The sequence below is a fragment of the Rheinheimera texasensis genome, assembly GCF_964031785.1.
Classification (GTDB): Bacteria; Pseudomonadota; Gammaproteobacteria; order Enterobacterales; family Alteromonadaceae; genus Pararheinheimera; species Pararheinheimera texasensis_A.
On record NZ_CAXIRE010000015.1, the window covers coordinates 184,033 to 205,668 of the forward strand.

The following is a 21,636-nucleotide window of genomic DNA, read 5'->3' on the forward strand; positions in this document are numbered from 1 at the left end:
CCTTAAGCGACGCGATGCTCCTGATCCGGAGCCGGCAGCCGCATGAATTTTGCTACTAATCGCGCAATTGTATCGCGCATTTGCCGACGGTCAACAATCATGTCGATGGCACCATGCTCTAACAGGAATTCACTGCGCTGGAAGCCTTCCGGCAGCTTTTCACGCACAGTCTGCTCAATGACACGTGGACCGGCAAAACCGATCAGCGCTTTTGGCTCACCGATATTGATATCACCGAGCATCGCCAGTGAAGCCGACACACCGCCCATCGTAGGGTCAGTCAGTACCGAAATATACGGTAAACCGGCTTCGCTCAGTTTCGCCAGCGCCGCACTGGTTTTAGCCATTTGCATCAGCGAGAACAAGGCTTCCTGCATCCGTGCACCACCTGAAGCGGAGAAACAGATAAAAGGGATTTTATGCTCCAGCGCAAACTCGACGCCTTTAACAAACTTAGCGCCAACCACAGACGCCATAGAACCGCCCATAAACTCGAACTCAAAGCTGGCAGCGACTACCGGCATGCCTTTCAGTGAGCCGCGCATCACTACCATAGCATCTTTTTCATTGGTGTCTTTTTGCGCCGCGACGATCCGGTCTTTGTAACGTTTACTGTCTTTAAACTTCAGCACGTCTTGTGGTTCCAGCTCAGCCGCCAGCTCAACAGTGGTGTTGACATCAAAAAATTGGGTTAACCGGGTACGGGCACTGACCCGCATATGGTGGTCACATTTTGGACAGACGCCTAACTGGCGGTCCAAATCGGCTTTATATAAGACTGCATCACAAGCGGTGCATTTGGTCCAGACCCCTTCCGGAATGTTGCGACGGGCAGATGACGAAGTGCGGGGCAGGATTTTTTCTAACCAACTCATAAGAATTCCTATATCTGACTGCGATTATTTTCTGTGCAGTTCTGCTGAAAATAACAGAATTTCAGCGAAATTGACGCAAACGGCGGTTATTAAAACACAAAGCCCAAACACAGAATACCAAAAACTGGTCTTAGTAGTTGCGCGTGGCAGCTGTGCGCCCGGCAGATACGACAAGACCCGAACGTCAGAGTTCAACTGGTTAATCAGGTAAAAATAACGGGCCTAACGGCGATTTTGGAATGGCAAAATGTGCCGGATAATCGACATCGACCAAATACAGACCTTCGGCTTTGGCGGTCGCAGCAGCCAGAGTCCGGTCTTTCGCCGCCAGCAATTCGGCGATCCACTCTGGTGGCCGGCGCCCCATGCCGACTTCTAACAAGCTGCCGGTGATATTACGCACCATATGATGCAAAAACGCATTGGCCTTGATATCCAGCACAATGTAGGCGCCAAATCTGTTGATTTGCAGGTGCATCACGTTGCGAAATGGCGTATTGGACTGACATTGAATGGCGCGGAACGACGAAAAATCCTGCTCGCCAAGCAGCGCTGGTGCCGCCTGCTGCATCAGGCTGACGTCAATCTCCTGATGATAATGACTAAGGCCCGCGCCTAAAATCGCCGGGCGGAATTTGCGGTTATAAATCACGTACCGATAGCGCCGCGCAGTGGCAGAAAAGCGCGCATGGAAATCGTCCGACACTTGCTGCGCCCAGCGCACCGCAATGCCGGTAGGCAAATTTGAATTGGCGCCCATGATCCAGCCGCGCATATCACGAACTGCATCAGTATCAAAGTGAATCACCTGGCCGGTGCCATGTACGCCAGCATCGGTACGGCCGGCACAAAAGATCTCCACCGGCGCGTTGGCGACCTGACTGAGCGCTTTTTCCAGCTCGCCCTGAATGCTGTTCACTTCCCGCTGACGTTGCCAGCCAAAATAGCCGGTACCGTCGTACTCAATCCCCATCGCAATTCGCATTCTGACTCCAAGGCCCCCACTCATTCAGCGGCGGCGAGTATAACAAAGCCACAGTACTGCAGCAAAAATCTGGCTGCAGAAAGCAAAAAAGCGCCATTGGCGCTTTTCTGCAACAGCGATATGACTTACGACAACAGCGCCACCGCTTCCTGTTTGACGTGTGCTGGCGCATCGGACGCCATAATCTCTTTAATCAGATGGTTCGCACTGTCAGCATCGCCAATTTCAATATAAGCCCGGACTAAGTCCAGTTGACCGGCAAAACCACCATCGGCATGGTCTACGTCACCGGCCTCATCAGCGGCAATCAAATCTTCAAAATCGGCCAGCCCTACATCCATATTCAGCGTTTTTAATTCCGCATCAGGCTCCAGCTGATCTTCAGTCGCCGCCAACAACTTGTCGATATTGACAAAATCCGGTAATTCAACCTGCTCAGTATCCGGATTATAGCGGCTTTGACCTTGCTGCAATTGTTCCAGTTCAGCCAGCACTTCTGCGGCTTTGTGCTGGTCGGCCAGCGGATCTGCGACCGGAGCTGCGAAGTCGTCGAGGCCAGATAACAGCTCGTCAAAGTTCATATCGTCCAGCTGATGCAACTCAGACTGTTCCGCGGTCAAAGCCGTTTCTTCCACAGATTCAAGCAGATCTTCCGGGAAGATCGCTGCCTGATCAGTGTCATCGAGTTGCAAATCCGGATACTCATCCAGCACTTTGCTGGGTCTTTCCACCGACGAGATGCCTTCGTACACCCGGGCGACCGAATTATCGTCCGACAGGCCCAGATCCGGCATTTCTTTAGCGGTTTCTTCCAGACCAGCAAATTCCGACAAATATTCGGTTTCGGCAGCAGTTTCAGCCGCCAGTTCCGCTTCAATGTCAGTGCCGGCACCATCGTCCAGCATCAGCTCTTCGATATCGATAAAATCATCAGCCTGCGTGACTTCAGCTTCTGCTTCGGCTGCTGCAACTTCTGCCTGCTCTGGTTGGGTTGACGCCGTGTCTGCAGATGGCTCTGTTAACATCGCGCTGAAATCGGCAATACTGAGCTCAGCGTCTGCGATATCGGCCGACGCCTGTGTTACAGCATCTTCTGGCAATTCAAGTTCCGCCAGCGAGTGTTTCGCCTGTTGTGATTGCGCACGGATCTCGGCAACTTCATTCAGGATCTCATCAAGCTCATCCAGCAGGCCGGATTCATCATCTGCAGCCATCAGCTCGTCTGGCTCAAATGCCTCAGCCGCCTCAAGCGTTTCATCCTGTTGATCGAGGCTTGTGTTCTCGGAGTCAACAAGCTGTTGTTCTGCTTCAAGTTGCTCCTCGGCCAGTGATTCGGCAAAAGCTTCTAACTCCGAGCTGTCAAAGGCCTGCTGCGCTGCAGGTAACTCTACTTCAGTTGCACTGGCACTGGATTCAGCAGCCTGGGTCATATCCAATAACGCGTCGATATCAAAATCATCGCTGTCATCGCCTGGTAACGACACGGCCACGGCAGGTGTAGCTGACGCAGTATCGGCACCAGCCTGGGTCTGGGCGACCAGTGCGTCAATATCAAAATCATCATCGTCTAACGTCATGGCACTGGCCGCCACCGGCTCTTCACCTGGCAGATCAAGCTCAATTTCTTCCAGTAATTCGTCTGATTCAGCCGCCTCCGCCGCGGCGTAAGCCAGTGCCGCAGCCGACACCTGCGGGTCGCTCAACAGGTCAGATTCTGACTCCGCCTCAGCTTCACTGTTCGTTTCTGGCTTGGCCTGTTGCGCTGCTAATGCCTGATTGAAAATAGCGTCCGGATCCTCATCATCGTCCACCAGATTATCGAACAATGAACTCAGCTCGTTGCCAGAGAGAATATTATTTGGATCAAAGGCTTGTTTGGCTTCAAATGTAGGCTCATCGGCATCCAGCAGATTACTCAGCGCATCGCCGGCCAGAATATTGTCCGGGTCAAAAGGTTCAGCTTTGGCTGGGGCCGGTGACGGCTCCAGTGGATCGTCCAGCAAATCATCCAGATCAAAAGCGCCGGCAGTTTTGCTGTTATCGGAGCCCAGATCCAGATGATCATCAAGCAAATCATCATCATCAAAACTGGCCATCGCCGGTTTTCTGGCTGGCGTCCGGTCGAAATCATCGTCGAGGCGGATGCCGCTGCTCATATTGTCATTGAGTAAGGAATCATCCAGATTGATCAGGCTACTTTCGTCAAAATCCAGGCTGTCATCCAGTGGCGGCAGCGGCGACTTATAATTTGGATCTAACGCCGGACTGGCAGTGGCTGCTGACACTGCAGCTGCGGCTTTTTTGCTCTTCCGACGGATCAATAACACCACGCCAAACAATACCAGCGCAGCGGGTAATGCCGCCGCCAGGATCCAACCGGCCGGACTATTGGCAAGATTTTGCCATGTTTCGGCAAAGTTGAACCCTTCCTGTTGTTTGCGGATTTGTTCGCGCTGTTGATCCAGCATCTCGGTTTGTTGCTGCAGCAACTGTTGCAGCTGGGTCTGGATTTCGCTGTCTTTATCCAGCTGCTGCTTCACGTTTGATAGTTCGGAGACCACAGTGTCGAGCTGTTTCTTCAGTGCGGTATTTTCCTGCACTATAGTTTCGACATTGGCCATAGAAGCGCCCAGCCGGTCACGCAAATCAGACATCTGCTCCGTCTGCTGTGCTTCTACCCGATTGAGTTCATTTGTAATTTCTTCTTGCGCTTTGGCAATATCAACCTTTTTGGCTGAGTGATCTTCCGGTTTTTGCTGAGCCGCTTTGCGGATTTTTTCTGCCCAGACCCGATCGTCGTTTTCTGATTTGCGCTGCGCCATCACCGGATCAATGGCCAGAATGTCGCGTATCCCGGGAACTTCGAGGAAAGCGCCGGGTTTGAGATGGTTAAAGTTATCGTCGAGGAAAGCGTCAGGATTATTTTGATAGAGCGCAAACATCATCTGATACATGTTGACGCGTTTGTCTGGTCTCGCCTGTTCTGCCAGGCGCCACAAAGTGTCCTGCGCCGACAATGGGCCCAGCCGGGTCACTGCCGGTGTATCAAATTCTTTTGGACCGCGTAAGCGCGCCGTCGATTCAGCCCAGGCTGCCGTCATAAAATTGACGGTAAACAGAATGAGCAAAATTCGCATCAGAAGCATGCAATATTCCCTAACAACCATTGGATCCAGCTGGATGCCCATTGCATCCGGACTGAACGCCTGAGTGCTGTATCCGCCATTGGATATAGTCGCTCTGCAAACAATGTTCCACAATTTGCGGCTCTTTCAGCAGATTCTAAACCAGATTGGCAAAAAGGTGCAGACCAGCGCTGCAGAAAGCCGGATCGAAGCACTTTGGAAACGGAAAATAAAAGGGCCCCAAATTGGGGCCCTTGCGCAGACATCGTTGCACTCTTACAAATAATCGCGGATCAGATGTTCAGCAATTTGGATACTGTTGGTCGCGGCGCCTTTACGGACGTTATCCGCCACCACCCACAGATTTAAACCATGTTCGTGGGACAAGTCTTTGCGGATGCGGCCAACAAACACATCGTCCTGGCCTTGTGCATGGCTGACTTGCGTTGGGAACTCGGCATTGTCTTCCAGTAACACCACGCCTGGCGCCTGCGCCAGCAGCGCTTTGACTTCTTCCACGCTGATTGGCGAGCGGGTTTCGATATGCACAGCTTCGGCATGACCGTAAAACGCCGGCACCCGCACCGCGGTCGCATTCACCGAAATGCTGTCATCACCCATAATTTTCTGGGTTTCCCAATGCATTTTCATTTCTTCTTTGGTGTAACCGTTGTCCATAAAGACGTCGATTTGCGGAATGACGTTAAAGGCGATCTGGCGCGAGAATTTGCCAGTCGCTTCAATCGGACGGCCATTTAACAGTTGTGCTGTTTCAGAGGCTAAGGCTTCAATGCCCTGCTGGCCGGCGCCGCTGACTGACTGATAAGTGGCGACATTGACACGGGTAATGCCCACTGCATCGTGGATTGGCTTTAATGCCACCAGCATTTGAATAGTCGAACAGTTCGGGTTGGCAATGATGTTGCGGTTGCGGTAATCGGCAATGGCATGGGCATTGACTTCAGGCACTACTAACGGGATGTCCGCTTCGTAGCGGTAATGCGAAGTGTTGTCGATAACGATACAACCAGCGTCGGCCGCTTTTGGCGCATAAACTGCCGACACACTGCCACCGGCTGAGAACAAACCAATTTGTGCTTTGGTCCAGTCAAAGGTCTCAGCATCCAGCACTTCTACCTGTTTACCATGAAATGTCACTGTGCCACCGGCAGAGCGTTTACTGGCCAATGGGTAAAGATTGCGTACCGGAAAATCGCGCTGTTGCAGAATCTCGATCAAATGCTGACCGACCAAACCTGTAGCGCCTAATACTGCGACGTCAAATTGCTGAGCCATGTGGTTTGTTCCCCTTTATTTCTGGCTAAAACCTAAACGAATTAAATAATCGGCTGCCTGCCCCTGCAGGCATACGGAACTGAATTCCCGCCGTGGCGGGTAGGTCTTTCTGAGCCAGTCAAACCCGTGCGTGACCAGATGCCGTCTGAACAATGCATCGTCACGCCGGACATCATATAACATACGGCACAAATTTTGGACATCTGAAAGTCTAAAATTTGGCGAAATTTGCAGCTTTTCAATGGCGGCGGCCGGTAAAAACTCGGCCAGGGTCTTGGTTGGCGTCACTCCCAGCAACTGACAAACCGCCTGATACAACATTTCAGTGCCGCGGGCTTTGCCTTCAACACTGTGACCGGCGATATGCGCCGTGGCAATATCACAAAACGGCAGCAGCGCCTGTTCAATCGTCGGCTCGTTTTCCCAGACATCGAGAAACAAAGGCCGGCGCACGCCGGCACGGGCTTGCGCCAACAGCGCCTGGTTATCCACCACTTCGCCGCGACAGGCATTAATCAGCGCTGTCGTCGCGGGTAATGCTGCAAGCCTCGTCGCATCGATTAAATGAAAAGTCGGATAAGCACCGCTGCGCACCAGCGGCACATGCAAACTAACCACATCAGCCTTGGCCAATAAAGTATCCAGTTCCAGATGTGGAAAGTCCGGCTCAGCGGCGCGTAGCGGGTCATTTTGCAGCACACTGACCCCAAGCGCCTGTAACGCCGCCACCAGACGTTTCCCAATCTGGCCAACACCGATTACTCCAACGGTAAAGTCTGTCAGAGCTTTATCCTGTTGCTCCGCCTGGATAAACAAGCAGCTCAGCACATATTCCACCACAGACTGCGCATTACAACCCGGCGCGTTGGTATGGGTAATGCCACGCGCCTGCAAATACGCCAGCTCCAGATGATCAGTGCCGATGGTGGCGGTGCCGACAAAACGCAGATTGCGATTGGCATCGAGCAGCGCCGCGTTGACTTTGGTCACAGAGCGCACCAGCAGAATATCAGCATCTGCCAGATCAGCCGCCTGAACCTGACGACCGGAGAACAAGGTGACATCGCCTAAATCGGCGAAAAACTCCCGGGCCAGCGGCATATTGTCATCGGCATAAATTTTCATCGGCAACTCCAGTTAACACAGGCATAGCAAACTGCGCCGCATTCTATGTCAGAACACCAACTTTACGCCATGTAGTCGGCAGATTTCATCGCGCCGGAAGCGACAAAGCCACCCGCAGGTGGCTCTGTTACAACAGTGCTGAGCGGCTTAGCCGTTAAACTTTTGCATCACCAGCGTGGCATTGGTGCCACCAAAGCCAAAGCTATTCGACATCACTGTGTTTAATGTCGCTGCAGTTGGTTTCGTGATGATGTTCAGGCCTTCAGCCGCCGCATCCAGCTCACCAATGTTGATTGATGGCGCAATAAAGTTATTTTCCATCATCAGCACTGAATAAATCGCTTCGTGCACACCAGCCGCACCCAGCGCATGACCGGTCATGGCTTTGGTTGCGCTGATCGCCGGGCTCTTCCCGCCAAACACTTGCTGGATAGCACCGAGTTCTTTGACATCACCGACCGGCGTACTGGTGCCGTGGGTGTTCAGGTAGTCAATTGGCGCTTTGACATCGGCCAGCGCCATTTGCATACAACGCACAGCGCCTTCACCACTTGGCGCCACCATGTCGTAACCATCTGAAGTCGCGCCGTAACCGACCACTTCAGCATAAATTTTGGCGCCACGGGCTAAGGCATGTTCCAGCTCTTCAATCACCAGAATACCGCCACCACCGGAGATGACAAAACCGTCGCGGTTCGCATCATAAGTGCGTGAAGCTTGAGTTGGCGTTTCGTTGTATTTGCTCGACAACGCGCCCATAGCGTCGAATTCCATTGCCAGGGTCCAGTGCACTTCTTCACCACCGCCGGCGAAAATCACGTCTTGTTTGCCAAGCTGGATCAGTTCCACCGCATGACCGATACAATGTGCACTGGTGGCACAAGCAGAACTAATTGAATAGTTCACGCCTTTGATTTCGAACGGAGTGGCCAGGCACGCAGAACAAGTCGATGACATGGTTTTTGGCACGGCATAAGGGCCAACACGTTTAACGCCTTTTTCGCGCAGAATGTCTGCGGCTTCAATTTGGGTTTTCGAGGAAGCACCGCCAGAGCCCACGACCAAGCCGGTACGTGGATTGGAGACTTGCTCGGGCGTTAAACCTGCATCTTCAATGGCCTGTGCCATAGAGATGTACGCGTAGGCAGCAGCATCACCCATAAAACGCAATGCCTTACGGTCAATCAGAGCAGCAGTGTCAATGTTGATTTGACCCCAGACCTGAGAACGCAGCCCAAAATCGGCAAATTCCTGCGCAAAGCTGATACCGGAACGGCCTTCCTGCAGGGAGGCCAATACTTCTGCTTTGTTGTTACCGATACTTGAAACTATGCCCAATCCGGTGATTACCGCTCTTTTCATTCTGACTCCAGCGTAAAAAAATAGTGTTCGCGGCCATTGTACGGGCTTTTTCCCGTCAACTGGTCCAATTTCAGCGCACAGTTGTACACTCACCTGCTCACACTATTAGCCGCCAGCATGACAAACAAGTTAAAATGTGCCACTTTGTGCAAATTTTTTCTGATACGGGCTTGTTGATGAGTCAGATCCAATCCGCCACCTTGCGTTACAACGAACAAGGCACGCCGGTTTCTAATGTCTTTGATGATGTGTATTTTTCCAACGAAAGTGGCCTCGACGAGACGCAGTTTGTGTTTTTGCACAACAATCAATTACCAGAACGCTGGCTGCAGTTGCCCAAACGTTGTTTTCATGTCATTGAAACTGGTTTTGGCACCGGGCTGAATTTTCTGGTCTGTTGGCAGGCGTTTCGTCAGTTTCGCGCGACGCAGCCGGACGCCGCTTGCCAGCAGCTGCATTTCTCGACCTTTGAGAAATTCCCGTTAACTCTCAGTGATTTGACGCAGGCGTTAACCGCCTGGCCAAGTCTCGCACCGCTGGTCACCGAGCTGTTGGCGCAATATCCAAGGCCATTTGCCGGCTGTCACCGGCTGCAGTTTGACCAAGGCGCGGTGACGCTGGATTTATGGCTCGGTGATATCAAAGACAATCTGCCAGCACTGCCGCTGGTCAACCGCGCCGATGCCTGGTTTCTCGACGGCTTTGCGCCCAGTAAAAACCCGGATATGTGGCAGGACAGCTTGTTCGAAGGCATGGCACGCTTAAGCGGTCCCGGTACTACAGTCGCGACCTTTACCAGCGCCGGCCTTGTGCGCCGCGGCCTGCAAAGCGCTGGTTTTAGTGTAAAAAAAGTCAAAGGTTTTGGCCGTAAACGCGAGATGGCGGTGGGTGTTATCGCTGCAGAAACACCGGCGTTGTCATCCGCGCCGATTGAAGACATCGTCACATTGGTCGGCGGTGGTATTGCGGCACTCTTAACGGCATTGGCGCTGGTGCAGCGCGGCCGTCAGGTGCGTTTGCTGTGTAAAGACGAAACCGTTGCTTTGGGTGCGTCGCATAACCGGCAAGGTGCCTTGTATCCACAACTACAAACCAGCTTTAGTCCGGTGTCGCGTTTTCACGCCAGTGCTTATGCCTTTGCTTGTCGCCGCTACCGGGAGCTATCCCGTCAATTTGATTTCCCTCACCAGTTCTGCGGTGTGTTGACGTTAGCCTGTACCGAAGCGCTCGCGCTGCGCCAGCATAAAATCCAACAGGAAAACGCTTGGCCGACGGGCTTTTTTCAGGCGCTGGACGCAAAAGGGTGCAGTGAAATAGCTGGCTTACCCTTGCCCTATAACGGGTTGTTTTACCCGGATGGTGGTTGGGTCGCGCCACAGCGCTTTTGTCAGGCCGCGCTGAACTGGCTGAAACAACAACCCGGCTTTAGTTTTTCCGCCAATACTGATGTGCAGGAGTTACAACGTGGTGCCGATGGATGGGAGCTGGTGACATCGGCCGGCTCGCTGAGTAGCCGCCAGCTGGTGCTGTGTAATGGTGTGGATTTGACCCAATTCGCCCCGACCCAACATTTGCCACTCAATCAGGTGCGGGGTCAGGTGTCCCATGTGCAGGCACCGCAAATGGCTGCACTTCGCACTGTGATTTGTCATCAGGGGTATATCACACCGGTTGATACGGCAGACTTTTCAAGCGAGCATTGTGTTGGCGCCACTTTCGACCGGGACAATCGTAATACCATCAACACTGCGGCAGACGACACCGCCAACCTTGCGCTGGTGAATGCAGTGCTACAGCAACCAGCCTGGTTTGTTGATGCGACAGTACAGTCAGCGAAAACCGGTCTGCGCGCCACAGTACCGGATCATCTGCCCATCGCCGGCGAAGTTGCCGCAGATCTGTTTGTGCTTGGTGGCCTGGGTGCCCGTGGGCTGTTGTTTGCGCCATTATTGGCTGAGCAGCTTGCAGCAAAGCTGTGCCAGCAGCCACTTGCACTCACCGATGAATTGCAGCAACTGGTGAGTCCGGCCCGCTTTGAGAAGAAACGCGCTGAATAAAGCAAAAAGCCCTGAACTGTCAGGGCTTTTTATTGAGACTCTAAATAAATCAGAGCCTTGGTGCCTCCGCGCGCATCAGCTGCACGACAGCCCGGCGGTTGGTGGCGCGGCCACGTAAGGTGTCATTCGGCGCCACATGGCGTTTTTCGCCGAAACCTTCTGTACGGATCACTTTTTCATCGATACCAGCACTGACTAAAAAAGCTTTTAATGCCTTGGCTCTTTTGCGCGATAACTCGTCGTTGATCCAGCGACCACCATAACTGTCGGTATAAGTATCTATTTCTACAGCAGAAATCGCTTTGTCATGCTTCAGATACTCCGCGATTTGCGCTAATCGCGCTTCAGATTCCCGCGTTAACGCATCGCTGTTGCTTTGGTAATTCAGCACCGTCAGCGCAATATCATCAAAAGTAAAACGCAACAAGCCTGCCATGCAGGCACTGAATTGCTGATAAGGCATGCCAAAATGGATTGGATTCAGCTGAGCGGCGATTTTGTCATAAGGACTATGCCAGTCGTCAAAATAAAAGGTTGGACTGAAGCCCTGCTCTAGTTCAGTCAGCATGGTCCAGGCCTGCTGTTTTGGTAAGTCGCCATCAAATTGTTTTAACAGCTTCATATCCGCCAACGCTTTGGCTTGCTCACCGGCCCGCCAGCTCGGCGGTATTGACAACACTTCGGCCAGACTGTAACCGTCCGGCTGCCGCTGCATTTTCAGCTGAAACAATAAATTAGATTCTTTACTGGCAGTGCTGACAAAACGAGCTTCACCAAATTGCGGAATTGCATGCACCAGTTCACAACGCAGTGCCGTCGCCGTTTTCACCGCCCAGGCGGAATTATCCAGAGTGGCAGCATATTGCCGCACTTGTTGCCGCATATCTTGCCGGCTCATTGCCGCTTCACTGGCGCTGTTCAGTAACAGTGCACAGCAAAAAGAACCTAGTTTTATGGCTGTATTCATCATTCAGTGACCAATTAACTGCTGATTTTACAAGCACTTCGCCTGCAAATCTGTTGATGTTGTTTGCTTGCGCAACAACGCAAACCACACACCACAGCACCTTCGCTGTCAAAACAATTAGCAAAGCTTATGCCGACGGCAAGACGAGATGCATTTTTTTTGGCATACTGCGGCTCTTTTTTCTGACTGAATGCGGTTCATGAGCCAGACTACCACTTTATTCGCCCAACGTTTTCGTGGCTATTACCCGGTCGTGATCGACGTTGAAACAGCCGGTTTTAATGCGCAGACTGATGCTTTGTTAGAGATCGCCGCCTGCACACTGAAAATGGACGAGCAAGGTTTTCTCAGCATAGACCAGACCGTACATTTTCATGTGGAGCCTTTTGAAGGTTCAGTGTTAAACCCCAGCTCACTGGCGTTTAATGGCATAGACCCCTACAACCCGTTGCGTGGCGCTGTGCATGAACGGGAAGCACTGACCGAAATGTTTAAAGTGGTGCGTAAAGGCCAAAAAGATGCCGGCTGTCAGCGCGCCGTGCTGGTTGCCCACAATGCTGCTTTTGATCAGGGTTTTGTTAACGCTTCGGTCGAGCGCAATAACATCAAACGGTCCCCCTTCCACGCCTTTGTGTCTTTTGACACCACCACGCTGGCAGCGCTGGCACTCGGTCAAACCGTGCTGGCTAAAGCCTGTCAGGCCGCCGGCATCCCATTTGACGGTAAAGAAGCCCACAGCGCGCTGTATGACACAGAACGGACTGCGGAGTTGTTTTGCCATATCGTCAATCGCTGGCAGACGCTTGGCGGCTGGCCGCCGCCGTTTCTGGATACCGACACCGAAGCGCAGGACGCTGACCCCGAATAACCCCAGAAACAACAAAACCGCCGCGGCGGTTTTGTTTTATCAGCGTTAGAAATTATTCTGCGCTGTCGTCTTTTTTGTATTTGGCCGCTGTTTCTTTGATCAGCGGTTGTAATTCACCGCGCTGGAACATCTCCAGCATAATGTCACAACCCCCAATCAGCTCGCCTTCTACCCACAGCTGCGGGAACGTTGGCCAGTTAGCGTACGCTGGTAATTCAGCGCGGATATCCGGGTTTTGCAGAATATCTACAAAGGCAAACGGCTCACCACAAGCGATCAGCGCTTGTGAAGCCTGCGCTGAAAAACCACAGCTTGGCAGTTTTGGCGAACCTTTCATGTACAGAATGATTGGGTTATCCGCCAGTTGTTGTTTGATTTTGTCGATAGTTTCCATCAGGACCTCTGCAGGAGCGCTAAAAAATTTGCCACATTTTACCAAAGGAATTGTCTGTCGCCACTTGAGATCTGCCGAATTGCCCCAAAAACTTGGGCTGCAGAACAAAACCTCAACGCGAGGCTGGCCATCGGGTATTTGTGCAGACAATCCGCTGGTAAAACTTGAGTAATTTACTCGGGTTTTGTAGTCTACGCGATGCAGAACCACTAAACAACGCCGATGGAGAAATAGAATGGCTTTTGAATTACCAGCATTACCATATGCTAAAGACGCTTTAGCACCACACATTTCCGCTGAGACTCTGGAATTCCACCATGGCAAGCACCACAACGCTTACGTGGTCAAACTGAACTCATTGATTGAAGGCACTGCGTTTGCCGGTAAATCACTGGAAGACATCATCAAAACTTCAGAAGGCCCGGTGTTCAACAACGCGGCGCAAATCTGGAACCACACTTTCTACTGGCACTGCCTGTCACCACAAGGTGGCGGTGAGCCAACAGGCGCATTAGCCGACGCTATCAACGCCAAATGGGGTTCATTCGCAGCTTTCCAGACTGCATTTAATGACAAAGCAGTGAACAACTTCGGTTCAAGCTGGACCTGGCTGGTGAAAAAAGCCGACGGCACTGTTGATCTGGTCAACACATCAAACGCCGGCACACCGTTGACCGACAGCAGCGTGACTGCTCTACTGACCGTCGATCTGTGGGAACACGCTTATTACATCGACTTCCGCAATGCGCGTCCAACTTACCTGAACGCCTTCTGGGCTCTGGTCAACTGGGAATTCGCCAGCGCGAACTTTGCCAAGTAACGATTCCTTGCCAGTTACTGAAAACCCGGCTTTTGCCGGGTTTTTCTTTTCCATCTGCCCCACCCAATTGCCCGTATTGCTGAACTACGCTTAGCGCAGCGAATCAAACAGGCAAATGTATCTCGTCGAAAATTGCTGAAAATTCTTGTAATTAGAGCGGCGAGTTCATTTTTTCCTGTCTAACCTTTAATTGCGACCCGTTTTTATGAGTTTGTTTGTGGAGGTGCATGATGGGCATTTTTGAGCACTACAAGTCTCGTTACGAAGCAGCACGCGAAGAGGAATACAGCATTTCGGAGTATCTCCAGCTGTGCAAAAACGACAAAAGTTGTTATGCCAGTGCCGCTGAGCGGTTGCTGATGGCAATAGGCCAGCCGGAACTGACCGATACCGCGCAGGACCCTAAACTCAGCCGGTTATTTTCTAACCGCGTCATCGCCCGTTATCCGGCGTTTTCCGAGTTTTACGGCATGGAAGACGCAGTGGAACAAATCGTCTCTTACCTGAAACACTCGGCACAGGGCCTCGAAGAGCGTAAGCAAATTCTGTACTTGCTGGGCCCGGTCGGCGGCGGTAAATCCTCACTGGCCGAGAAACTCAAATCCCTGATGCAACAAGTGCCGGTTTATTACCTCAAAGGCTCACCGGTGTACGACCACCCGTTGTGCCTGTTTGACCTCAACGAAGACGGCAACATCCTGTTGCAGGAATATGGCATTCCGAAACGCTACCTGAAAACCATTATGTCGCCTTGGGCCAGTAAACGGCTACACGAATTTAACGGCGATATCAGCCAGTTCCGTGTGGTGAAAAAATATCCTTCGATCCTGGATCAGGTCGCCATCGCGAAGACTGAACCCGGCGATGAAAACAATCAGGATATCGCCTCGCTGGTCGGCAAAGTCGACATCCGCATGCTGGAGCATTTTGCCCAAAACGACCCGGATGCATACAGCTACTCCGGGGCTTTATGCCGCGCCAATCAGGGCCTGATGGAATTCGTGGAGATGTTTAAAGCGCCGATAAAAGTGCTGCATCCATTGCTCACTGCGACACAGGAAGGCAATTACAACGGCACCGAAGGACTCGCCGCGCTGCCATTTGAAGGCATTATTCTGGCGCATAGTAATGAATCTGAATGGCAGACTTTTCGCAACAACAAAAACAATGAGGCCTTTCTCGACCGGGTCTATATCGTCAAAGTGCCTTATTGCCTGCGTGTATCGGAAGAAGTGCGGATCTACGAAAAACTGCTGGAGCACAGCGAGCTGAAAACCGCACCTTGCGCCCCCGGCACTTTAACTTCACTGGCGCAGTTTGCTGTGTTGTCCCGGCTGAAAAATCCGGAGAATTCCAGCATGTATTCCAAAATGCGTGTCTACGACGGCGAAAGCCTGAAAGACACCGACCCCAAAGCCAAATCCTATCAGGAGTATCGCGATTACGCCGGCGTTGACGAAGGCATGACCGGCTTGTCGACCCGCTTTGCTTTTAAGATTTTATCCCGAGTGTTTAACTTTGATACCACTGAAGTGGCCGCCAACCCGGTACACCTGTTTTATGTGCTGGAGCAACAAATTGAACGGGAGCAATTCCCGGCTGATGTCGCAGAACGCTATCTCGAGCATTTAAAAGGCTACTTGATCCCGAAATACGTCGAATTTATCGGTAAAGAAATTCAGACGGCTTATTTAGAAAGTTACTCGGAATATGGGCAGAACATCTTCGATCGTTATGTGATCTACGCCGATTTCTGGATCCAAGACCAGGAGTACCGCGATCCGGAAACCGGTCAGCTGTTTGACCGTGCCGCGCTCAATGCTGAGCTGGAAAAAATTGAAAAACCAGCCGGCATCAGCAATCCAAAAGATTTCCGCAATGAAATAGTCAACTTTGTCCTGCGCGCAAAAGCGAAAAACAACGGCAAAAATCCGACCTGGACCAGCTATGAAAAGCTACGCACCGTCATCGAGAAAAAAATGTTCTCCAGTACCGAAGAGCTGCTGCCAGTGATTTCGTTTAATGCCAAAACCTCAACCGATGATCAGAAAAAACACGACGATTTTGTCGATCGGATGATGGAAAAAGGCTACACGCGCAAACAGGTCCGGCTGTTATCGGAATGGTACCTGCGGGTCCGGAAGTCACAATGAGGCCGGAATTGAGCCGGAGGTACTATGGCGCATTTTATCGATCGACGCCTGAACGGCAAAAACAAAAGCGCGGTGAACCGGCAACGGTTCATCCGCCGCTATAAACAACAAATCAAACAAGCAGTGTCTGATGCGATTAGTAAACGCAGCGTCACTGATATCGACAAGGGCGAAAGTGTTTCGATCCCCGGACGCGACATCACCGAGCCGTTTTTTCATCAGGGCAGCGGCGGTCATCGCGAGCGCGTGCATCCGGGTAATGATCAGTTCAGTGAAGGTGACCGCATCAAAAGACCTTTGGGCGGCCAAGGCGGTGGTTCTGGACAGGGCGATGCCAGTGCCGACGGTGAAGGCGAAGACGAATTTGTCTTTTCGATTTCAAAAGACGAATACCTGGATTTATTGTTCGAAGACCTGGAACTGCCGAACCTGCGCAAAAACCAGCTGGATAAACTGGTGCAGTATAAAAATGTCCGCGCCGGATATCGATCCGAAGGCGTACCAAGCAATATCGACATAGTCCGGTCCTTACAGGGCTCACTGGCACGCCGGGTTGCGATGACAGCGGGAAAGAAGAAACAACTGCATGAAATAGAACAGGAAATTGCCGAACTTGAAGCGTCCGCCCTGCCGGATATGCCAAGGTTGCAACTGTTAAACACACAGGCAGCTGAATTACGCCGCCGCATTGACGCAGTACCTTTTATTGACAGCTTTGACCTGCGCTTTCGCAATTTCGCCAAAAGACCGGAACCTACCAGTAAAGCCGTAATGTTTTGCCTGATGGATGTGTCGGGTTCTATGGATCAGGCCACTAAAGATATGGCGAAACGCTTTTATATTTTGCTCTACATGTTTTTAAGCCGCAGCTATAAAAACGTCGAAGTGGTGTATATCCGCCACCATACCCAGGCCAAAGAAGTCGACGAACACGAGTTTTTTTACTCACAGGAAACCGGTGGCACTATTGTCTCCAGTGCATTGAAGCTGATGGCCGAAGTCGTCAAAGAACGTTATGACCCGACCGAGTGGAATATCTACGCGGCACAGGCATCAGATGGCGATAACTGGGCCGACGACAGCCCGCAGTGTTCGCAGTTACTGGCCGAACAGTTACTGCCGTGGGTGCGCTACTACGCTTATATCGAAATCACCCAACGCCCACATCAGAGCCTGTGGGTTGAATATGAAAAACTACTGAGCAGTTTTGATAACTTTGCCATCCAGCCTATTCGCCAGGTCAGTGATATTTATCCGGTGTTTCGTCAGCTGTTTAAGAAACAAGCGGCCTGAGTACAAGGAGTCTTTATGTCGGCAAAAAAGAAAGTACAGCCTTTATCCGATGGCCCGGACTGGAGTTTTGAGCTGCTGACGCAGTATCAGACTGAAATTGAGCGGGTCGCGCGTTTTTACAAACTGGATTATTACCCGAATCAGATTGAAATCATCACCGCCGAACAGATGATGGATGCTTACTCCAGCGTCGGTATGCCCATTGGTTACAACCACTGGTCATATGGCAAAAAATTTATCCAGACCGAACAAAACTACAAACGCGGCAATATGGGGCTGGCCTATGAAATTGTGATTAATTCCAACCCCTGCATTGCCTATCTGATGGAAGAAAATACCATCACTATGCAGGCGTTGGTGATGGCGCACGCCTGTTATGGCCATAATTCATTCTTTAAAAACAATTACTTATTCAAGACATGGACGGATGCGTCATCAATTATCGACTATCTGGTGTTCGCGAAAAAATACATCAGCGACTGCGAAGAGAAATATGGCCTGAGCGAAGTTGAAGACATCCTGGACTCTTGTCATGCCCTAATGAATTATGGCGTCGACCGTTACAAAAGGCCGCAAAAAATCTCGATGGATGAAGAGCAGCGCCGCCAGCAGGACAGGGAGAAATATCTGCAGTCACAAGTCAATCAGCTGTGGCGCACCATTCCGAACAAAGAGTCTTTTAACAAGCCCATCGAACAGCATTATCCGAAAGAGCCGCAGGAAAACATTCTGTATTTTATCGAAAAAAATGCCCCGCTGCTCAAACCATGGCAACGCGAAATTGTACGGATAGTGCGCAAAATCTCGCAGTATTTTTATCCGCAAAAACAAACTCAGGTGATGAATGAAGGTTGGGCGACCTTCTGGCATTACAACATTCTGCAGCACTTGTACAACGAGGGGCTGGTCAGCGATAAGTTTATGCTGGAAGTGCTGCATAACCACACCAATGTGGTGTATCAACCTCCCTACAACTCAAAATATTATTCCGGCATCAACCCTTATGCCCTCGGCTTTGCCATGTTTACTGATCTGCGCCGGATTTGTGAAACACCGACCGCCGAAGATAAAGAATGGTTCCCAGATATTGCAGGCTCAGACTGGGTGGAAACTTTGCATTTTGCCATGCAGAACTTTAAAGACGAGAGTTTTATCAGCCAGTATCTGTCACCCAAAGTGATCCGGGATTTTCATCTGTTTGGTATTGTTGATGACGACAAAGAACAGCAGCTTGAGGTCGCCGCGATCCACAACAGTGCCGGTTATCAGAAGGTCCGGCAGATGCTGTCAGCCCAATATAACCTCAGTAATATCGAACCCAACATTCAGGTGTATAACGTCGACGTAACTGGTGACCGTTCCCTGACACTACGTTTTGTGCCAAATCAACGGGTGCCACTGGCGGACAATTTTCCACAAGTGCTGAAGCATTTACACCGGTTGTGGGGCTTTACCGTGCGGCTCGAACAACTGAGTGACGATAACAGCAGCAAAATATTAGGCATGATGCCACCAGAATAAATCAGGCCGGCAAATGCCGGCCTGATTTATTCTGCTGATGTCACATCATTTGCCGGCAACAGTCACCCGGTTGCGACCTTCAGCCTTGGAGGTATAAAGCGCTTTGTCTGCCGCTTCAATCCATTGCCGGTGTTCGAGCATGTCGGAGTTGTATTCAGCAATACCAACACTCACTGTAGCTTTGAGCAACTGCTGATTAAACTCCATCGACAAGGCTTCAACGGTCTTACGCAAGCGTTCGGCGAAATACAACGCCTGATCGGCAGAGGTATCGACCAGCAAAACCGCAAACTCTTCGCCGCCATACCGCCCAGCCACGTCGGTTTCACGCAGATTCTTTTTCACCGCCTGCGCGACCTGGCGGATCACTACGTCGCCGGCAGCATGACCATAACCATCGTTAATGCGCTTAAAATGGTCGATGTCACACATCAGCAAAGTGCCCTGATGCCCGCTGCGTTTTAAGCGTTTAAACTCATTTTGCAGCGCGTCTTCCCAGGTACCGCGATTGTTCAGTTCGGTCAGAAAATCGGTTTTTGACAGTTGTCGCAGCTGACCATTCATCGATTCAAGTTCTAACCGGCTGGTGGCGACATCAGTCACGTCATAAATAATCATGCACAGATGCGTTACCACGCCGCGCAGGTCGGTGATGGGGAAAATCGTGCTGTTCTGGTACATATAATCGGCCACACCGGTAATAGGCCGGTAGTTACGGAACTTAAAGATAAATGGCCGCTGCTCCCAAATCGTAAAAGCGCGATTTTTCAGCAGGATCACCGGGTCGCATTTACGTCTGAGCCAGTCTTCATCAATTTCTGAGAATAAATCAAACAGATAACGGTCACGCACCTGACGGGGCGTCAGACCGCTATGGTTTTCCATAAAGCCGTTCCAGACCTGAATTTTATAATCAGCGGTCAGCACAACCAAGCCGACATCCACGGTCTGAAACATGTCGAGCAGCCAATGCACCTCGGCAACTTCGGGACTGATATTTTGCATAGTTACTCTTCTAACAGGAATTCGACTTTGTAATTCAATGTTTTAATACTGTCTTCGGTAAACAGCAGCAGCAAATCACAATTGATGTTGTAGTTTTCGATGCCGTAGCTGATTTCAATCGCAAGGGTGCGTTTCCAGCGCCGGGCATTGGCTTTAATCATTTCACTGACCGGCGCATGTTGGCCCAGCACCACCGGGTGCCCTTGACTGAACGACATATCAATTTGTTCAGCCAGACCTTTGAGTACAGCACCGATCAGGATGTTGCCGATATCCATCAGTAACTCGAGTTCTGTTTTAGAAGTTAACTTCCCTTCGTATTTCAGCAATTTAGCAATGTCAGCGAAGCTGGAGTCATTCAAAATCAACAGCGCTTCACCGGACACGCCGCCGCCGATAAAACCCTGACACACAGCGGATGTGGTCTGCTTTTGCTCGACAGACGCAATTGCCATATGCAACTCACTGACTTCAATGACGTTGACATTGGGAATTGGCAGTTTCACGAAGACTTTCAGCAGCCGCGCCAGCAAGTCGCCTGCCTGCCCCATCGCTACGTTGGTCAGTTCCTGAAACACATCACGTAACACCGGATCCAGCGCGAAATTGGCACTGCTGTGATGGTTGGCGGCAAAAGCGCGATCCAGTACTTTTTGGCTGTCCTGCACGGTATGAACTGAGGTGAATTGCTGCAAAACTTCCTGCAGTTTTTCCGCTGACACTGGCTTTTTAATAAAATCGAGGGCGCCGTATGACAGTACCCGTTCACGCGCTTCCGGCTGAATGTCGCCGGAGACGACCACCACTTTCACCGGAATTTGTTGCGCCTGAATGGCTTGTAACACGCCATAACCGTCAAGGATTGGCATATTTAAGTCGAGGAATAATAAATCAACGGGCTGGCGTTTCAGCACTTCCATTGCTTCCTGGCCATGCCCGGCAAAACTGACTTTGTCCTGCCAGTCGGCCGGCAAGCTGCGGGCCATTTGCTTTCGGGCTAAATTTGAATCATCACAGATTAGGACAGCTGCTACCATGCAAGACTCACAAGGCTGAGGGATATGAACCAGTGTAGCGTCTGCGACCGTAATATGCGAACCTGTCCCGGCTTTTGCCGGATGAATTTTTCGCTGTTAGTCGCTGTATTCCATACTTTTTTAAAAGGAACACCCCATGTTGAAAGCTATTGCATCCATGCTGTTATTGTCAGCAACTCCGCTGCTGCAGGCGGCTGATTTAACCGCCAGCCTGCCGGTCCGGCTGTCTGAAGTCAAAGCCGGCGAGCGGCCACTGGAATTACAGGGCACGCCTGTTGCACTGCAAACGCTGGCACCGGATTTTAAAGTGGCCGACGCCGGCTTTAAACCGGTCAAACTCAGCGACTTTGCCGGCAAAACCGTACTGATCAGCACAGTTCCTAGCCTGGATACCGGTGTCTGTTCTATCCAGACCAAGAAATTTAATCAGGAAGTCACCACCTTACCAGCTGACGTGGTGATCCTGACCATTTCCAACGATTTACCTTTTGCACAGAAACGTTTCTGTCAGAAGGAACAAGTCGACAAACTGTTGGTGTTGTCCGATGCGGTGTGGGGCGATTTCGGTTCCAGCTATGGCCTGCGGATCAAAGACATGGGTTTATTGACCCGCGCCGTGCTGATTGTCGATCGCAACGGTAAACTGGTCTATCAGCAACTGGTGCCTAAATTATCTGAAGAACCGGATTACACCGCGGCTTTGACCACGCTGAAACAATTTGCCGGTAAAAAATCTTAATCCGGCCGCTTGAA

17 protein-coding genes are annotated in these 21,636 nt (G+C 51.2%); 7 read left to right on the forward strand and 10 right to left on the reverse strand.

From position 1 onward, the window contains the following. Positions 1–2: 2 nt before the first annotated feature. The 6 genes from accD to fabB form a co-directional block, all read right to left on the reverse strand. Positions 3–875, reverse strand: coding sequence for an acetyl-CoA carboxylase, carboxyltransferase subunit beta (gene accD / locus ABNT34_RS05440; RefSeq protein ID WP_031571724.1), 873 nt, complete (start codon positions 873–875; stop codon positions 3–5). 199 nt (positions 876–1,074) lie between these two features. After that, positions 1,075–1,848, reverse strand: a complete 774-nt coding sequence (gene truA, locus ABNT34_RS05445; protein WP_348729724.1) for a tRNA pseudouridine(38-40) synthase TruA — start codon at positions 1,846–1,848, stop codon at positions 1,075–1,077. Positions 1,849–1,985: 137 nt separating this feature from the next. Beyond that, positions 1,986–5,006 (reverse strand): FimV/HubP family polar landmark protein, encoded by a 3,021-nt coding sequence (locus ABNT34_RS05450; protein ID WP_348729520.1) that lies wholly within the window; start codon positions 5,004–5,006, stop codon positions 1,986–1,988. Between the two features lie 255 nt (positions 5,007–5,261). Next, a complete protein-coding gene (locus ABNT34_RS05455) occupies positions 5,262–6,281 on the reverse strand; it encodes an aspartate-semialdehyde dehydrogenase (protein WP_348729522.1) in 1,020 nt (339 codons plus the stop codon). Positions 6,282–6,296: 15 nt separating this feature from the next. Then, positions 6,297–7,406, reverse strand: a complete 1,110-nt coding sequence (locus ABNT34_RS05460) for a 4-phosphoerythronate dehydrogenase (protein WP_348729524.1) — start codon at positions 7,404–7,406, stop codon at positions 6,297–6,299. Positions 7,407–7,553: 147 nt separating this feature from the next. Further along, positions 7,554–8,768: a beta-ketoacyl-ACP synthase I gene (gene fabB, locus ABNT34_RS05465; RefSeq protein ID WP_348729526.1), complete on the reverse strand. Its 1,215-nt coding sequence runs from the start codon at positions 8,766–8,768 to the stop codon at positions 7,554–7,556. Between the two features lie 176 nt (positions 8,769–8,944). Between fabB and mnmC the strand changes: the two genes are divergently transcribed. Continuing rightward, the gene (mnmC, locus tag ABNT34_RS05470; RefSeq protein ID WP_348729528.1) at positions 8,945–10,825 is read left to right on the forward strand and encodes a bifunctional tRNA (5-methylaminomethyl-2-thiouridine)(34)-methyltransferase MnmD/FAD-dependent 5-carboxymethylaminomethyl-2-thiouridine(34) oxidoreductase MnmC; all 1,881 of its coding nucleotides are present in this window, start codon (positions 8,945–8,947) and stop codon (positions 10,823–10,825) included. 49 nt (positions 10,826–10,874) lie between these two features. Here the strand turns inward: mnmC and ABNT34_RS05475 are convergent, their stop codons facing one another. Then, complete coding sequence (locus ABNT34_RS05475; protein ID WP_348729530.1) at positions 10,875–11,723, reverse strand: OmpA family protein; 849 nt, start codon at positions 11,721–11,723, stop codon at positions 10,875–10,877. Positions 11,724–11,991: 268 nt separating this feature from the next. On the opposite strand from ABNT34_RS05475, the gene rnt reads away from it, so the two are divergent. Further along, positions 11,992–12,660, forward strand: a complete 669-nt coding sequence (gene rnt, locus ABNT34_RS05480; protein ID WP_348729532.1) for a ribonuclease T — start codon at positions 11,992–11,994, stop codon at positions 12,658–12,660. A gap of 52 nt (positions 12,661–12,712) precedes the next feature. Here rnt and ABNT34_RS05485 read toward each other — a convergent pair whose 3' ends face one another. Then, positions 12,713–13,054: a Grx4 family monothiol glutaredoxin gene (locus tag ABNT34_RS05485; protein WP_348729534.1), complete on the reverse strand. Its 342-nt coding sequence runs from the start codon at positions 13,052–13,054 to the stop codon at positions 12,713–12,715. Positions 13,055–13,289: 235 nt separating this feature from the next. Between ABNT34_RS05485 and ABNT34_RS05490 the strand changes: the two genes are divergently transcribed. From ABNT34_RS05490 to ABNT34_RS05505, 4 genes are all read left to right on the forward strand, one after another. Then, positions 13,290–13,874, forward strand: a complete 585-nt coding sequence (locus ABNT34_RS05490; protein WP_348729536.1) for a Fe-Mn family superoxide dismutase — start codon at positions 13,290–13,292, stop codon at positions 13,872–13,874. A 230-nt stretch (positions 13,875–14,104) separates the two neighbouring features. Then, positions 14,105–16,027, forward strand: a complete 1,923-nt coding sequence (locus ABNT34_RS05495; RefSeq protein WP_348729726.1) for a PrkA family serine protein kinase — start codon at positions 14,105–14,107, stop codon at positions 16,025–16,027. A gap of 24 nt (positions 16,028–16,051) precedes the next feature. Further along, positions 16,052–17,320, forward strand: a complete 1,269-nt coding sequence (locus ABNT34_RS05500; protein WP_348729538.1) for a YeaH/YhbH family protein — start codon at positions 16,052–16,054, stop codon at positions 17,318–17,320. Positions 17,321–17,335: 15 nt separating this feature from the next. Continuing rightward, complete coding sequence (locus ABNT34_RS05505; protein ID WP_348729539.1) at positions 17,336–18,841, forward strand: SpoVR family protein; 1,506 nt, start codon at positions 17,336–17,338, stop codon at positions 18,839–18,841. 45 nt (positions 18,842–18,886) lie between these two features. Here the strand turns inward: ABNT34_RS05505 and ABNT34_RS05510 are convergent, their stop codons facing one another. Then, positions 18,887–19,846, reverse strand: a complete 960-nt coding sequence (locus ABNT34_RS05510; protein ID WP_348729541.1) for a diguanylate cyclase — start codon at positions 19,844–19,846, stop codon at positions 18,887–18,889. A 2-nt stretch (positions 19,847–19,848) separates the two neighbouring features. Further along, entirely contained in the window at positions 19,849–20,883 is a 1,035-nt protein-coding gene (locus ABNT34_RS05515) for a response regulator (RefSeq protein WP_348729543.1), read from the reverse strand. Between the two features lie 136 nt (positions 20,884–21,019). On the opposite strand from ABNT34_RS05515, the gene tpx reads away from it, so the two are divergent. Beyond that, complete coding sequence (gene tpx, locus ABNT34_RS05520; RefSeq protein ID WP_348729545.1) at positions 21,020–21,622, forward strand: thiol peroxidase; 603 nt, start codon at positions 21,020–21,022, stop codon at positions 21,620–21,622. Positions 21,623–21,636 lie beyond the last annotated feature (14 nt).